The organism is Corynebacterium canis, from assembly GCF_030408595.1.
Lineage (GTDB): Bacteria > Actinomycetota > Actinomycetes > Mycobacteriales > Mycobacteriaceae > Corynebacterium > Corynebacterium canis.
In genome coordinates this window covers 2,287,032-2,301,889 of the sequence record NZ_CP047080.1, presented here as the reverse complement: position 1 = coordinate 2,301,889, position 14,858 = coordinate 2,287,032, and the positions used below count along the sequence as shown (strand labels likewise).

The following is a 14,858-nucleotide window of genomic DNA, read 5'->3' as shown; positions in this document are numbered from 1 at the left end:
TTACATCGTTAGTGCGTGGCGGCGGCGTCCGCGCGGGCTTGCGCTTCTTCTTGGCGTTCCCCGCCGACGGGGACCGCGCGCGGCGGGATGATTGCGGAATCCACGCCGATGCCCAGCGCGATGACGGCTGCGGTGGGCAGCACCCACCCAAGGTCCTGCGCATGCATGGGCGACCAATTGATCAAGGGTTCGATAACGCTGCTGCCTAGGCCGAGCGCGTTGAGGCTCATCAGCCCTGCCCACAATACGGACACCGTAAGGCCGAAACGGAAGGTGTAGTGCAGTTTTTTGCGGAACAGCGGCTCGATCAGCGTAAGGAATACCAATGTGATCGCGGCCGGGTACAGGAAGCCGATGATCGGCCCGGCGATGCTGAGCACGGCTTTCAAACCATTGATGGACAGCGCAAACGAGATCAGGGTAAACAATATTGCCCAGTTGCGGTAGCTCAGCCGTGGCACAATCCGATGGAAGAACTCACTCGTTGCGCCGATCAGCCCGGCGGCGGTGGTCAGGCAAGCAAGGAGGACAATAAGCCCGAACACCACTAAGCCGGGGGTGCCCATGGTGAGTTGCGCGGCGTCGGTAAGCAGCGCCGCACCGTCCGAATACCCGCGCGGATTGGGGATCACATGTCCGATGTAGCCGAGGCCTAGGTAGATCACCATGAGCAGGGCGCCGGCGCCGATCGCCGCATAGGACACCCCGCGTACCAGCGTCGGGCCGTTGGGCACGCCCTTGTGTCGCAACGAGGACACCACCACGATTCCGAACGCCAGTGCGGCCAGCGAGTCCATGGTGAAGTAGCCCTGGATCAGGCCGGCGGTCAGCGGATGTTCCGCGTATTCCGCGGAGGCGGACATGTCCTCGCCGCGCAGCTTGAGTACTGAAAGCGCCACCAGCGCCGCGAGCAAGATAAGCAATGCGGGCGTCAGGTATTTGCCGAGCTTGTCCACAAGATTGGAAGGATCGAACGCCAATGCGAGGGAGATTCCGAAGAAAATCGCGGAAAATACCGCCGCGGCGAGCGTGGAGTCGTACCCAGTAATGGGGGTGATGGCGGTGGAGAAACTCACAACGGCGGTGCGGGGCAATGCGTAGAACGCGCCGATGGCGAGGTAGACCAAGACGGGGAACGCAACGCCGAACCATACTCCGCCGCGTCGTGCGAGATCGATAATGTCGTTGCCGGTGATTGCGACGGCGATTACGGAAATGACCGGTAGCGCCACGCCCGTGAGCAGGAAGCCGATGATTGCCCAGCTAAAACCTGGTCCGGCGTGCGCCCCGAGGATCGGCGGGAAGATCAGATTGCCCGCGCCGAAAAACATGGAAAACAACATTAAAGTTGCCACAGTGACGGCTGAGGTGATTGAGGTTTTGGCCGCTGCGGATGTTTTGGCCATGTGCGAGGTCCACCTTTCACAACGAGTATGCAACTGGCCCATCGTAGCAGGTGAGCATAACTTTTCTGATACCGGTAGGGTTTTGGGTATGAAGGTATACATCGGTTATGGTTCATTCCCTCAAGTGGCAGCCGCGTTGCAGGCCGAGGGTGCGCAGATCGTTTCCTCATTGGAGGAGGCGGACATTTTCGTGTTCACGCAGATCCCCCGCCGCCCGTTCCCGGAATTGCCAGACAATATTCAATGGGTGCAGCTGCCCAACGCCGGAATTAATGACCTTGTTCGAGCGGGCATCGTCACCTCCGACCGCCGCTGGTCGAACGCTTCTGCGGTATATGGCCGGCAGGTTGCGGAGTCGGCGATGGCACTGTTGTTGGCGTTGCGTCACGCCATCCCGGCCATGGTCCGCGCCGATTCGTGGCCTAAGGATTTGAGTATCGACGCCGTGACCACCCAGCTCACCGGCACCCGCACCGCCATCGTGGGCATGGGCGGCATTGGGCGCGCGTTGGCGGAAATGCTCCCCACCTTCGATTCCGAGGTGGTTCCATTGGGGCGCGAGGATCGGCTCATTGATGTCGCGGGCGAGGTCGACCAGGTGGTTCTCGCCTGCCCGCTCACCCCGGAAACCGAACGTATGGTGGATGCGCAGGTGCTCGCGGCGATGAAGCCTACGGCGCTGCTAATCAATGTTGCGCGCGGTGAAGTGGTGGATACGGATGCGCTGGTAGCGGCCCTAGACGCCGGCGAGATCGCGGGCGCTGGCCTCGACGTGACTGCGCCCGAACCGCTGCCGGATGGGCATCCGCTGTGGGGTCGAAACAATGTTGTGATTACCCCGCATACCGCGAACACCATGCACACCATGGACGGATTGCTGGCGCCGGTGGTTGTGGAAAACTATCGGCGCTTTATCGCGGGCGAACGCATGCTCACTGAGGTCGACCCCGGGCGCGGCTACTAAATACAAACCTGCGTTCGGTTAAACCGCCGTGGACAGGCGGTTCAACGCCTCTGTGAGCGTGTCCGGGGTGCAGGCGAAATTCAGACGGGCGTGCCCCGCCCCGCCGGGGCCGAAGGTGAGGCCCTCGTTGAGGACCACCTTGCACCGCTGTAAAATCTGCGCCGCCGGGCGGTCTGCCAGCGCGGTATCGCGGAAGTCCAGCCACATCAGGAAGGTGGCGTCCGGAATGGTGGTGGTCAATCCGGGAATCAGCGCGGGCAATTCCGCCGCCAACGTGTCCCGATTGCTGCGCAGCACCTGCAGCTGCTCGTCGAGGAATGCGGTGTCGGCGCGGTAGCACGCCTCCGCCGCCACGAGCCCGATGGTGGATACGCCTTCTCGCCAAAGTGGGTGAATGCGTTCCCAAGCGGCGGCATCCGCAGCGTTGGAAAACACCATTTGCGCGCACTTGAGGCCAGCGATATTCCAGGCTTTCGACGTCGCGGTCACCGTCACCGTCACGGCTGCGGCGGTATCGGACACAGATGCGACTGGGATATTGCGCCGCGCGAAAACCAGGGGGGCGTGGATCTCGTCGGCAATAATGCGGGCGTCGTACCGGGCAACCAGTTCCGCTAATTCGACCAAGAATTCACGTTCGAATGCAAAGCCGAGGGGGTTGTACGGGCTGACCAGGACTATGCTGCCCGCGCCGCGCCGCAGGCAATCCTCCACGGCGTCGAGGTCGATGCCGCCATAGGCATCGATAATCATGGTTTCCCTATCCATCACCCGGGAGAATTCCAAAAATGGCATGTACGAGGGAGTGGGCAGGATAATCGGCGCGCCGGGTCTGGTGAGGTGTTCGATGGCCAGCCACACGCCGCGAACCACATCCGGCACCGCGAACACATGTTCCGGTTTTGGGCCCCAACCGTAGTGTGATGTAGAGAATTTCGATAATGCTTCGCCCAAGCCCGTGGTGGCGGGTGGGTAGCCGAAGGCCTCGCGGTCCACGGCGTCGAGAAGCGCCTGCTTTACTTCGGGGCAGGTACCGAAATCGCTTTCGGCAACCCACATGGGTAATGCGTCGGCGGGGTAGCGGGTCCATTTGAGGGTGTTACGGGCACGGAGTTCATTGAGATCGGGAAAGCGCATGCCTTTCACTTTAACGGTGCAATTCAAAGGCCTTGAGCTTTTCCGCGTCCGTTAGCGCCAGGAGCTGCGCATATATTCCTCCTGTAGTGGCAAGGTGTTGCGGGGAGCCGATTTCATCGACGGCCCCCTCGCGCAGGGTGACGATGGTGTCCACGCCCGCGATCGTCGAAAGGCGGTGTGCAATGATAAGCGTTGTGCGGTCGGCCATGAGTTCGTCTAGGCCCTGTTGCACCGCCCGTTCGCTCTTGGTGTCCAACGCGGAGGTGGCCTCGTCCAACACCAGCACGGGGGCGTCCTTGAGCAGGGCCCGCGCCACCGCCACCCGCTGCTTTTGCCCGCCGGAAAGCCGCAGGCCACGCTCGCCAACCACCGTATCGTAACCATCTTCGAATCCGACGATAAATTCGTGTGCGTTTGCGCGCTTCGCGGCGGCAATGATTTCCGCTTCGGTGGCGTGCGGTTTCCCGTAGGCGATGTTTTCCCGGATGGTCCCGGAAAACAGGCTCGCCTCCTGGAACACCACGCCAACCGAGGCCCGCAATTGGGCGGCGGACAGGGTGGACACATCGTGCCCGCACACCTTGAGCGTGCCCGACGACGGTGGGTATAGCCCGAGGATGAGATTGATCAGCGTCGACTTCCCGCCGCCGGATTCGCCCACAAGTGCGATGCGTTGGCCGCGCTGGGCGGAAAAGGAAACCTGATGGATCACCTCTTTGTCGTCCGGGTAGCCGAAGGATACATTTTGTAGTTCCAACACAGGTTCGCACGGGGCGAGGGGTTCGATCGGCGCCGGCGTCAGCTCCGGAACGCCCGATGCTTTTGTGGCGGCAAGCAGCTGCGGATTCGCCGTTGGTTCCGGTGTGAGGCCCATCACTTCGAAATAATCTTTGGATCCGGCGATGGCGCGTTGGGCGGTGTCGACGAGGTAGCTCATCATAAACACCGGCTGGCGCGCCATGGTGACGAGCTGAATCAGCATGACCATATCGCCGATGGAAAACTGCCCGGAAAGCGTGCGCGTAAACAGCATGGCGTAGATGCCAAAAAACAGGGCATTCATGGCCACGCCGCGGAGCACATCCATGCTATGCCAGCGCCGCGATTGCTTATGGGTGAGCGCAATCGTGTTTCCGTAGCGCCGCGAAAAAGCCCCGAGTTCCAGCAATTCCGTAACAAAGGATTTCACCGTTTTGGTTTGTCCGACCACTTCCGCAAATCGACCATCCGCGATATCGATTTCTTTGTTTTTCTCGGCTTCGATCCGTTGCCAACGCGCGCTGGGGGCGGTGGTCAGCCACATATAAAGCGGGAATACGATGGTGAGCAGCACGGCGATCGGCCAGTAATACCACGCCGTAATGCCCAGCACCGCGGCCACGGTAAGCAGCATGGGAAAGAAGTTGTTTGTGAACGCCTGTATGCATTGCGTAATGGACGTAATGGAACGGTCCAGGCGCGCGACGATGGTCCCCGTTACCTGGTTGTCAAAGTACTGTTGCGGCAGGCTAAGCAGCTTTGCAAAGTACCTTGTGGAGAGTATTTGCTGCAGCCGTGCGGCTAACACATCGCCGATATAACCGCCCACATTAAACACGAGCGTATGTGCGATTTCGGCGAGGAGGAGCGCGGCGGCAAGCCACAGGATTACGGTGAGTGCATCTGCGCGCGCGTCACCGGTGCCGCTTATTGACGCCACGATGGTGTCCGTGGCCGTGCGAATGATAAACGGGGTTACCAACGCGAGCGCCGCCGTGGTGAGTGAAGTAAAAATGACCCCGATATAGAGGGGCCACAATGCGCTTGCGTCGCGCAAAATTTTGGCTAGGGATCGCACGGAAAATTTCTACCTTTGAACACTTGTATGTGTGCACTAAAAACTCGTGATAGCCACGAGATAAGTTGTGCGTATTAGAATATTCGAATGATGGCGTTGGCCCCAGGAAGGGAGACGTGCACATGGGCAGCATAGATGCACGCAAAACTTGGCTTTGTAGTGCGGCTTTGGTGGTTGTCTCCGGGGCATTGGTTACAGGTTGCAGCGTGTTAGATCTCAGCGAGACTCCGTTGCAGCCGGACCCCACCGTTTCCGCAAGCCAGGTGGCTAAACCCACCTTTAGCGCCACGGCGGTGGATCCAGTGATTGTGGAAGACCTTTACGGCAGCCATCACGACCCCGGTCTCAATGTGGACTGGACCTTGGTGGGCGCGACGATGGCGCCGTACGGTGGCGTGCAGGTCACGCTGTATATCAAGAATCTCAATGAGGTTCCGCTCCCTCCGGACGCTGTAAGCACCGCGAAACTGACGTTCCAAGACTATGCGGGCAATACCATCGAGGCCGAACCGATGAACAAGGATTCCTCCGGCGTGGAGGTCGGCCTTGACCTGCCGCTTGGCGCGGGTGCCAAAACTACCATTGTCTATGCTTTCAACACCAATTTGGGGAACTTGTATTCCGCCGAGTTGCAAACCGGCAATGTGGTGTTTAAGGGCAGCCTCTTCGGTTAGCTAACCCCGGATTGGGGAGTTGCCGGAGGTAGTTGGAACCGGGCAACGCCTTTGACCCGTCTAACCAGCAAGTGGGTTGGTTGAAGGCGGGTTTTTCGCGCGCACCAGCCTGCGAAACTACCCGGTATTTGCCTGCAAAGAGGTGGCACTGCGATGACTCTCGATTTTTCCCCGGCTTCAGCCCTGGGTTTGGCCAATCAAATCCGAATAATCGAAGACCTTGTTAAGGGGACGCTGCAGCACGCCCTGAACAGTGAGATCGGGGCCTCCTATTCCCAGGTGCCCGGCTTGGACCAATTGGGGCATTCCCATGCCCAGGTTTTAGCGGGCGGTGCTGGGTCGGCCGCCGATGTGCTGGGCTGCTATAAGCAGCACGTGGGCTGGCTGTCCGCGGCGCTTTCCGCCTCGATCGATGCCCTGACGCAACAGGAAAGCTGCAACGCTCGCGCAATGGACATCGCCGATGAGGGAGGTTCCATTGCCACGGAAACGATAGCGTTTCCACCGCGCCCAGCGTTGAGTTTTCAGCCGTTCTCATTCGCCGTTCCGGCGGTGGGCTCGGCGGCCAGCCTCGCTCAATTGGCCGCCGCCTTTGCCGGGACGGATTTCGGGGCGATTCAGCGGGCGAGTCAGGCGTGGCACACCATGTCTGGGGAAATCGCCGATGCGGTGACCCGGCTCGCCGGGATTGCGGACGAACTCATGACCTTAAACAGCGGGGAGGTTTTTCAAAAGGCTGCGGAGATTATCGGCACCGTGGTGCAGGCCGGGCGGGATTTCTCGAGCAACGCTGCGACCATGGCGGCGACGCTGAATCAGGTGGATGCGGTGGCTTCGTGGGGCGCGGCTCAGGTGGCTGGTGCGCAGGCGAGTTGCCAGGCGATCCAAGATCCAGCGCTGCGGAAAGCTGCCGAACAAGAGTTCTTAACTTCGTTTATGGGTGCCGAGTTTCCCGCCGCGCTCGAGGCTGGCGTGCCACCAATTGCAGGGCTGATGGATAGCGCCCAAACCACTGCGGCCAATTGGCACAGCGCCATGGATTCCGCAGCCGGTGGCGGTGGGGGTGGTGGCGCGGGAGGCGGGGCGTCGGCAATCGACGTTGGTTTTCGCAATGTTGCGGGCTCCGGGGCGCCGGTAAATATCCAGGATGTGCTGCGGATTGGTAGCGCTGGGCCGCCGCTGTCGGCGGGCGGGCAACCCGTGACCATCGGATCCACGCTGGGGGTGATCGGGCAGGTGGTGGATGGGATTCATAAGCTCATCGGCGGCGTGGGCACGCAACAAGCAGGCATGGGGGCGGATGTCTTGGCGCCTGCGGCCCCGAATATGTCGCCATTGCCGTCGCTGCCCAGCGGTTATACACCCGGCGCACATTCCGCAACCCCATTCGAATCGATGGCGGCCGTTCCGGTGACTGGGCAGCAGGCCTCGGGGAAGTCCGCAAGCACCGGTGTGGCTGCACCCGCGCCCTACGGGAAGCATGCCGCACCGAGCGCGCCCGTGACTGGGACGACAACCCCGAGCGGTGGTGCTAGCCCGCCGCTGCCGATGTCGGGCGCCATGGGTGCCCCGTTTATGGGCGCATGGAACAAACGTGCGCAAGGTGCGCCGATCGGGATGTCGGGGAATCCGCCAAATAGCGGCGGCGGCGCCGGTGGGGGAGGCCTACCCGGATTCGGCGGTGGCTCCGGGATGCCGGTTGCGGGATCCGCGAACGCCCCGCAGCAGACGGGTGCTAAAGGGGTGCGCGGTGGTTTTATGGGCGGTATGCCCATGGCGGGGGCGGGTCAGCACGGCCAACCCCAGCAGCGTAAAGCTCGTGGCAAGAGCAGTAGTTTCGAGCGTGATAAAAACATCAACGATCTGATCGGCGAACTCAAGCCCGTGCTGGACGGCCCGATCGGGGCGTGGGTGCGGGAGCCGCGCTAGGCGGGGCCGGTGGAGGTGTCGCCAGTGATGCGTTTGATCACGTTTTCGGCACTGATCAGACACATCGGCACCCCCACGCCCGGTACGGTGGTGGCGCCCGCATAGTACAAGCCGGCGACCTTGCGGGAGGCGTTGCTGCCGCGCAGGAACGCGGATTGCCGCAGTGTATGCGCCGGCCCGATCGCATTGCCCCGCCAGGCGTTAAAACGATTGGCGTAGTCGGCGGGGCCGATGCTGCTGCAGCTGATCACCCGGCTCGCAAGGTCGGGGATTCCGGCGCGTTCGGCGATCATCGCGATGGCATCATCGACGATTCCGGTGATGCGCTGAGCAGCAATACCGTCGGCGGCGTAGAGCGAACCGTGCCCCAGTTCGGGATCGGCAGCAGCCGGAATAAGCACGAATAGGTTTTCGCATCCCTCGGGGGCGACGCTCGGGTCGGTGGCGGAGGTTTTGCTCACGTAGATGGAACGCGACACCCCACCCTGGTGGAAAATCTCGTGGAAATCGGAATCCCAATCCTCCGAAAGGAACAGCTGGTGGTGCAGCAGCTCCGGTAATTCGCCCTCCACCCCGAGGAGCGCGACTACGACGCTGATGCCTGGGTCCCGGCGCTTCCAGGTGCTCGGGCCGTAGCTGCGGAAACCGGGGGCGAGCAGCGCGTTTTCCGTGTGGTACAGGTCCGCGCAAGACACCACAGTATCCGCGTGGAGGGTTTCCACGACCCCGTCTGCGCGGCGAATGCGCACGCCTCGCACCGCGTGCCGCCGTCCTGTGGCGAACCCGGGATCGCACAGGATTTCCTCCGCGGTGCAGCCGGTGCGTAGTTCGGCTCCCGCCTGTTGCGCTAGGCGGATGAGCGTATCAATCACCGCATGAAACCCGCCCTGCGGGTAGTACACACCTTCGGTCAGGTCGGTGTGGCTCAGCAGGTGATACATGGCAGGTGTGCGCGCCGGATCGGAAGACAAAAACACCGCAGGATATTGCAGAATCTGGCGCAGCACGGGATGCGTGAACCGCCGCTCCACCCAATCCTTCAAACTCGTGGTGAGCAGGCGTGTGAGCAGCCCAACGCGGCGCAGCAGCTGGAGCCGAAGATACGGATGCACCGCCGCAAAGGTGGTGTACAGGAATTGGTCTATCGCCGTGCGGTAGGTAAGCTCCGCAACCTGCAGGTAGTCGGTGAGTTTAGCGCCCGCGCCGGGCTCCAAAGATTCGAATAGTTCGGCGGCCGCGCCGGTAGTCACGTCCACCGGAGCGTGGTTCTCTGGGAAGATTCGATACGCGGGATCGAGCCGCACCAAGTCCAGCTCGGCGGCGGTGCTGGTGCCCAGTTGCTCGAAGAAGTGGTCGAAAGCCTCCGGCATAAGGTACCAGCTGGGGCCCGTGTCCCAGGTGAACCCATGGGCTCGGTGGTTCCCCGCCCGGCCCCCGAGTTCATTGGTTTGTTCGATGAGCGTAACGGCGTGGCCGCGGTGCGCGAGGAGGGCGGCGGTAGCGAGCCCGGCAACGCCGCCACCAATGACGATGCTGCGGGGCGTGGGCGTATTCATAAGTCGAGGTCCTTTCACCGAGCGGGGCGCAGGCGCGGCGCGTGTGCGATCGCGCGGGCGGTGAGCGTTGCTTTTACCGTACCCGGCACCCGTACCCTCGTGTTGGCAACAACACGTGCGGGGGCCGCTTCCAGACGCCGCGTGAGCTCATCAAACACGTAATATGCGGTGAGCACCCCCGTGCGTGCACACATTGGCAGCAATGGGATTGCCCGCCACGCAGTGGCAAGATCCGCACGAATCTCGGCGATAATGGCGGCCTTGGCGGCATCATCAAAGGGGCCGTCGCCGGTGAGGTAGTTGCGCCCCAACCGCTCTCGGTCAGCGGTGAGGTCTCGGAGGAAATTTATGTTCTGAAACGCCGCCCCTAACGCCCGCGCCCCGCGTTCCGCCACCGGCCGATCATTGTTTGCGATCGGGTGTTCGGAAGTAAAGATTGCTAGGCAGAGTAGGCCGATGACCTCGGCGGAGCCGTACACATAGGATGCCCGGGACTCGGGGGTGTGGGTGGACTCGTCAAGATCGCGCTCCATGGCGTCGAAAAAGTCTTCGAGCTGTTGCTTGGATAGCTGGCAGCGGGCGACGGTCTGTGCGAATGCGTGAATAATTGGATTGCTGGAAAACCCAAGCTCGCAACCCCGAAACACCGCGCTGCGGAACTCCGCCAATTCGCGCGCAATCTCCGGCGCGGGCAATCCGGCGGCCGCGCCATCGACGATTTCGTCGGCCACCCGCACCACCGCATAAAGATTTCGAATATCTGCACGAATTTGTGGGGAAAGCAGGCGCGTGGCCAGGGAAAAGCTGGTGGAGTAATGCGCCATCACCCCGGCGGCCGCGCGCCGGGACATTTGCGTAAAAAGGGCTGGTGGTGAGTGCTTTTTAGACAAGGGTGCTCTCCCGAATCGCCGCACCAACCGCGGCCAATACCGCCCGCGCCGGTTGTGAAAGCTGCGTTTCCCGGGTCAATGCAGCGGCGGTATCCAAATGCTGTTGCGCCTGTTCGGTGGATTGTTCGACCGCCCCGCACGCGCGCAAGAGTGCTTGTGCCTCCCGCCAATCTTCCTCATTGATTGCCTGTTCGATCTTCGACCAGGTTGGCGTAGCCCGCGCGGTGGCAATCAGCGGCGTGGCGCGGTGATGGATCAGATCCCCGGCGGGATCTTTGCCGGTGCGATCCGGGGTTCCAAACACGGATTGCAGGTCATCGGCCAGTTGGTAGGCGGAACCCAAGTGTCGGCCGATGCGTACCAGTTGCGGGATTCGTTCGGGGTGCTCCCCGAGCAGCGCCCCGCACGCCAACGGCGCTTCGAACGAGTAGGCGGAGGTTTTAAGCCGCGAAGCCAGGTGGATAAGCGCGTCCGTGGGTTCCACCTGCGGCAGTGAATGGTGGATATCCATAAACTCACCCACCATGGAATCCGCCGTGGCCTGCGTAAACAGGTTCAATACCTGCAGGGTGATCTCGGCCGGTGCCCCGCAATTGGCCACGATCCGAGTCGCCTTATTCAATGCGGCGGTGCCGGCAAGGATGGCCACGGACTCGCCGTAGTGCGCGTCTCCGGAGTGATCGCGGGCCATGGCGTGGATGGTGGGTTCGCCGCGCCGGGTTTCGTCGGCATCGATCACGTCATCGAGAATCAGAAACGAGGCATGCAGCAAATCGAACGCGGCGGCGACGGCGGTATCGGCGGGCGCGGGCGGGGCGTCGATAAGCCTGTCGGCGCCGACGTGGACGAGTGTGGCGCGCAGATGCTTGCCGCCCATCGCAATCCGCATGCTGTGTTCGTATGCTTGTGCGGCGTCTCGGTTGTATTCGGCGACGCGCGCGACCATGCGTAGCAGCGTGTCCCGCAGGAACGCCGTGGACGCAGCAGTTCGAGCGATAAACGGGGCGGGAAGCTCGGGCATGATATGTATTGTCTCATGATCGCGGCGAACACCAACGCCGCACCCCAGTAGAGTGGAGGGTATGACCGACACCACAGAGCTCGTCGTCCTTTGCGACATTCACGGCACCCCCACCGGCACCGCCCCCAAAGCCACTGTGCATACCGCAGAAACACCGCTTCACCTGGCGTTTTCCTGTTATGTTCTGGATTTGGAAGGTCGCCTCCTGCTTACCCGTCGCGCCCTCGGCAAAGCCACATGGCCGGGCATTTGGACGAATAGTTTCTGCGGTCACCCCGGCCCCGGCGAAGCCACCGACGCTGCCTTGATGCGCCGCGCCAGCCAAGAACTCGGCCTACCCAACGGCGCGCTTTTCGACGTCCAGCCCGCGCTCCCCGATTATTCCTACCGCGCCGTCGACGCCAGTAGGGTTGTGGAGTGGGAAATCTGTCCGGTGTTCGTGGCCCGGTTGCGCGATCCGGCCTTGCTGAATCCGCGCCCAGAAGAAGTCGAGGAATTCGAATGGGTGCCCGTATCTGAGGCGGTGGAGCGGGCGCGGACCCGGCCCGAAGCGCTGAGCCCGTGGATGGTGGAACAACTCACCGATCCGCGCCTACTAGAACTCTTGAGCTAGCGCGCGCAGGCCGTTGATGGGGATGTGCGCCCAATCGGGTCGGTTATTTAGCTCGTACGCTACCTCGTAAAGCAACTTGTCTATCAAATATGCGTTCAAGAGCGCCGTGGTGGCGGCGGTGGGGGTGAACTCATAGCCCGCGAGCAGGGCGTCGCGCGCCTCCGTGGCCCACGATGCCGGGGTGCCGGTGGCGGTATGCGCGGCGTAATCGAACGAACGGATCATGCCCGCAAGGTCCCGCAGCGGGCAATCCGGTTGCCGACGTTCAGCGAGCGGCCGGGCGGGTTCGCCTTCGAAATCGATAAGCAGGTAGCGGTCCGCCGCGCGCAATACTTGGCCGAGGTGGTAATCGCCGTGCACCCGTTGGGTGGTTGCCGTGTGCTCCGCGAGCGAATCGTAGGCATGGGCGGCCTGCGGCGCGTACTCGGCAAGCTGCGGAATCTCGGCGACCAGCGATTTCAGCCGTGTGTGCAGCTTTGCCGCAATCTGGTTACCGGGCACTTGTTCGGTGCCAAAGTGGGCCGCTAGGCTGCGGTGCACGGCGCCGGTCGCGGTACCTAAAAGCCGCGCCTCGTCTGCGAAGGAACGTCCCGCATTGGCGAAACTCAGGGCGGTGTCCCAGCCGGATTGCGCTCCGGCCGCGAAGTCTTGGATCAGGGCGGTAACGTATTCTTGCCCCGCGATGTGCTGCGTCACCCAACCGCGCAGCTCGGGGACGAAATAGCACTGGTTTTCGGCGAGTGCGTCGAGCAATTCCACATCGGGATTGATGCCGGGCTGCAGCTTGCGAAACACCTTAACTAGAACTTCTGTTCCAAACACCAGCGAGGTATTGGATTGTTCCGCGCCGAGGCTGCGGCCCGGCAAACCTGGGGCGAAAACGGGGGAGCGGCGGGCGTGCAGCGTCCCGGGTATCGACGCCGCGGTGAGGCTCACGCCGTAGTCCGTTGCGGTTTCCGGGTCGGTCAAAATATCGGCCCCGGTGGCATCGATGACCAGCTGATAGAGGTCGCTGCCATCGGCGCGGTGCGCGCGGACAATGCAATGCGTGGCGTTGGCAAGCGGCGTTTGCTGCACGATCTCCACCCGGGTAATCGGTTGTGTTTTCGATCCGTAGAAGCGGCTTTGGTGGAGCGTCTCCGCGAGTTGTTCAAGCATGGAAAGGTGTCCTAAGAAATGCGGAATTCGTAGGGGGCCAGGGTGGTTGGCTGGTCGGCGACGAGGCAGGTTACCTCTTGGTCCGAAAGGTTAAAGTAGCAGCTTGTGGCGATGTTTCCGTGGGTGCGCAAGAACGAAAGGACGGCGGGATCATCCGCAGGCAAGAGCGTGAATTCGCCGTCCGAAAGCGTTGCGTGGGTGCGGCGAAGGGCGATCATATCGCGCGTGAAATTCAGCAAGGAGTCCGGATCTTGTCGCTGCGCAGCCACGTTTACATTCGAATATCCGTACGTCGCGTCGGAAATAATCGGCAGGTACGTTTCGGTGGCGGTGCTGAAACCGGCGCCAGGTTCCGCAGACCATTGCATGGGGGTGCGTACCCCATCGCGGTCCGGCAGCTCGATGATATCGCCCATGCCGATCTCGTCGCCGTAATAGAGCACTGGGGTTCCCGGCAGCGTCAGGAGCAGCGCGGTGAGCAGCTTCAACCGCCGAGGATCGTTATCAACCAGGGGTGCGAGGCGGCGTCGAATACCCACGTTCGCCTTCATGCGCGGGTGCGGAGCGTAGTGCTCGTACATGAACGCACGTTCCTTATCGGTGACCATTTCGAGGGTCAACTCATCGTGGTTACGCAGGAAAATGCCCCACTGTGCGCCGTTATCCGGAAGCTGCGGCGTGGACGCAATAATATTGCGGATCGGCCGAGAATCGCCCTGCGCCAAACCCATAAAAATGCGTGGCATCAGGGGGAAATGGAAGGCCATATGGCATTCCGGAGCTTCTTCGGTGCCAAAGTATTCCACGACGTCGCGCGGCCACTGGTTGGCTTCGGCAAGCAGTACCTTGTCGCTGTATTCGAGGTCGATCACCGCGCGGCAGCGTTGCAAGAACTCGTGCGTCAGCGGCAGATTCTCGCAGTTCGTGCCTTCCTGTTCGAATAGATAGGGGACGGCGTCGAGGCGGAAGCCATCCAGGCCGAGGTCTAGCCAGAATCGAAAGGTATCCAGCATGGCCTCTTGAACCTTGGGGTTTTCGTAGTTGAGGTCCGGCTGGTGGTGGAAAAAGCGGTGCCAGAAATACTGGCCGCGGACTTCATCGAATGTCCAGTTGGATGTCTCGGTATCCACGAAAATAATGCGGGCGCCATCGTACTTGGTTGGGGTGTCCGACCAGACGTAAAAATCACCGAACGGACCTTCGGGGTCGGTGCGGGAAGCCTCAAACCATGGGTGCTCATTGGAGGTGTGGTTGACCACAAAATCCGCGATAACACGAATGCCTCGGGCGTGCGCCTGCTTGATCAATTCCTGGAGTTCCGCCACCGTGCCGAATTCCGGCAATACGCGGTGAAAATTTCGGATATCGTAGCCGCCGTCGCGCAATGGTGAGTCAAAAAACGGTGGCAGCCAGAGGCAATCGACGCCGAGCCACTCTAGGTAATCTAGGCGATCCGTCAGGCCGCGCAGATCACCACCCCCAGTGCCATCGGAATCTTGAAAGGCGCGCACTAACACTTCGTACATCACAGCTTGGCGGTACCAAAAGGGATTGGGCGACATACATCTAGAGTAGCGGCTTCTAATGCTCTGCTGAAAACGGTGTGTGACGTGCAGAAACTTCGCTGACACCGGAATTCAGCTTTGGCTACCAATGTTGCTGCGAACGTGGCA

The 14,858-nt window shown here is 61.6% G+C and carries 12 protein-coding genes; 4 read left to right on the top strand and 8 right to left on the bottom strand.

The window, feature by feature from the left end; translation table 11 throughout:
* Positions 1-8: 8 nt before the first annotated feature.
* Positions 9-1,406, bottom strand: coding sequence for a branched-chain amino acid transport system II carrier protein (brnQ, locus tag CCANI_RS10190; RefSeq protein WP_146323593.1), 1,398 nt, complete (start codon positions 1,404-1,406; stop codon positions 9-11).
* Positions 1,407-1,494: 88 nt separating this feature from the next.
* Between brnQ and CCANI_RS10185 the strand changes: the two genes are divergently transcribed.
* The gene (locus CCANI_RS10185) at positions 1,495-2,370 is read left to right on the top strand and encodes a D-isomer specific 2-hydroxyacid dehydrogenase family protein (protein WP_146323594.1); all 876 of its coding nucleotides are present in this window, start codon (positions 1,495-1,497) and stop codon (positions 2,368-2,370) included.
* Positions 2,371-2,388: 18 nt separating this feature from the next.
* Here CCANI_RS10185 and CCANI_RS10180 read toward each other — a convergent pair whose 3' ends face one another.
* Positions 2,389-3,507, bottom strand: a complete 1,119-nt coding sequence (locus CCANI_RS10180) for a MalY/PatB family protein (protein ID WP_146323595.1) — start codon at positions 3,505-3,507, stop codon at positions 2,389-2,391.
* Positions 3,508-3,517: 10 nt separating this feature from the next.
* On the bottom strand, positions 3,518-5,344 hold the full coding sequence (locus CCANI_RS10175; protein ID WP_146323596.1) for an ABC transporter ATP-binding protein: 1,827 nt from the start codon (positions 5,342-5,344) through the stop codon (positions 3,518-3,520).
* A 122-nt stretch (positions 5,345-5,466) separates the two neighbouring features.
* Here CCANI_RS10175 and CCANI_RS10170 point away from each other — a divergent pair, with 122 nt between their 5' ends.
* Both CCANI_RS10170 and CCANI_RS10165 read left to right on the top strand, forming a co-directional pair.
* Positions 5,467-6,018: a hypothetical protein gene (locus CCANI_RS10170; RefSeq protein ID WP_146323597.1), complete on the top strand. Its 552-nt coding sequence runs from the start codon at positions 5,467-5,469 to the stop codon at positions 6,016-6,018.
* Positions 6,019-6,171: 153 nt separating this feature from the next.
* On the top strand, positions 6,172-7,947 hold the full coding sequence (locus tag CCANI_RS10165; protein ID WP_146323598.1) for a hypothetical protein: 1,776 nt from the start codon (positions 6,172-6,174) through the stop codon (positions 7,945-7,947).
* Here CCANI_RS10165 and crtI read toward each other — a convergent pair.
* The 3 genes from crtI to CCANI_RS10150 are packed head-to-tail and all read right to left on the bottom strand — an operon-like array spanning position 7,944 to position 11,414.
* Positions 7,944-9,503 carry a phytoene desaturase family protein gene (gene crtI / locus CCANI_RS10160; protein ID WP_146323599.1) on the bottom strand — a complete coding sequence of 520 codons (1,560 nt, stop codon included), beginning with the start codon at positions 9,501-9,503 and terminating at the stop codon, positions 7,944-7,946. The genes CCANI_RS10165 and crtI overlap by 4 nt on opposite strands.
* Positions 9,504-9,517: 14 nt before the next feature.
* Entirely contained in the window at positions 9,518-10,393 is an 876-nt protein-coding gene (locus CCANI_RS10155; RefSeq protein WP_246118163.1) for a phytoene/squalene synthase family protein, read from the bottom strand.
* Entirely contained in the window at positions 10,386-11,414 is a 1,029-nt protein-coding gene (locus tag CCANI_RS10150) for a polyprenyl synthetase family protein (RefSeq protein WP_186750099.1), read from the bottom strand. Before CCANI_RS10150 ends, CCANI_RS10155 begins: the two co-directional genes overlap by 8 nt.
* 61 nt (positions 11,415-11,475) lie before the next feature.
* Here CCANI_RS10150 and idi point away from each other — a divergent pair, with 61 nt between their 5' ends.
* A complete protein-coding gene (idi, locus tag CCANI_RS10145; protein ID WP_146323602.1) occupies positions 11,476-12,027 on the top strand; it encodes an isopentenyl-diphosphate Delta-isomerase in 552 nt (183 codons plus the stop codon).
* Here the strand turns inward: idi and CCANI_RS10140 are convergent.
* Both CCANI_RS10140 and treS read right to left on the bottom strand, forming a co-directional pair.
* Positions 12,010-13,185: a phosphotransferase gene (locus CCANI_RS10140; protein ID WP_146323603.1), complete on the bottom strand. Its 1,176-nt coding sequence runs from the start codon at positions 13,183-13,185 to the stop codon at positions 12,010-12,012. The two genes, idi and CCANI_RS10140, sit on opposite strands and share 18 nt — an antisense overlap.
* Before the next feature lie 11 nt (positions 13,186-13,196).
* Entirely contained in the window at positions 13,197-14,747 is a 1,551-nt protein-coding gene (treS, locus tag CCANI_RS10135) for a maltose alpha-D-glucosyltransferase (RefSeq protein WP_146323604.1), read from the bottom strand.
* Positions 14,748-14,858 lie beyond the last annotated feature (111 nt).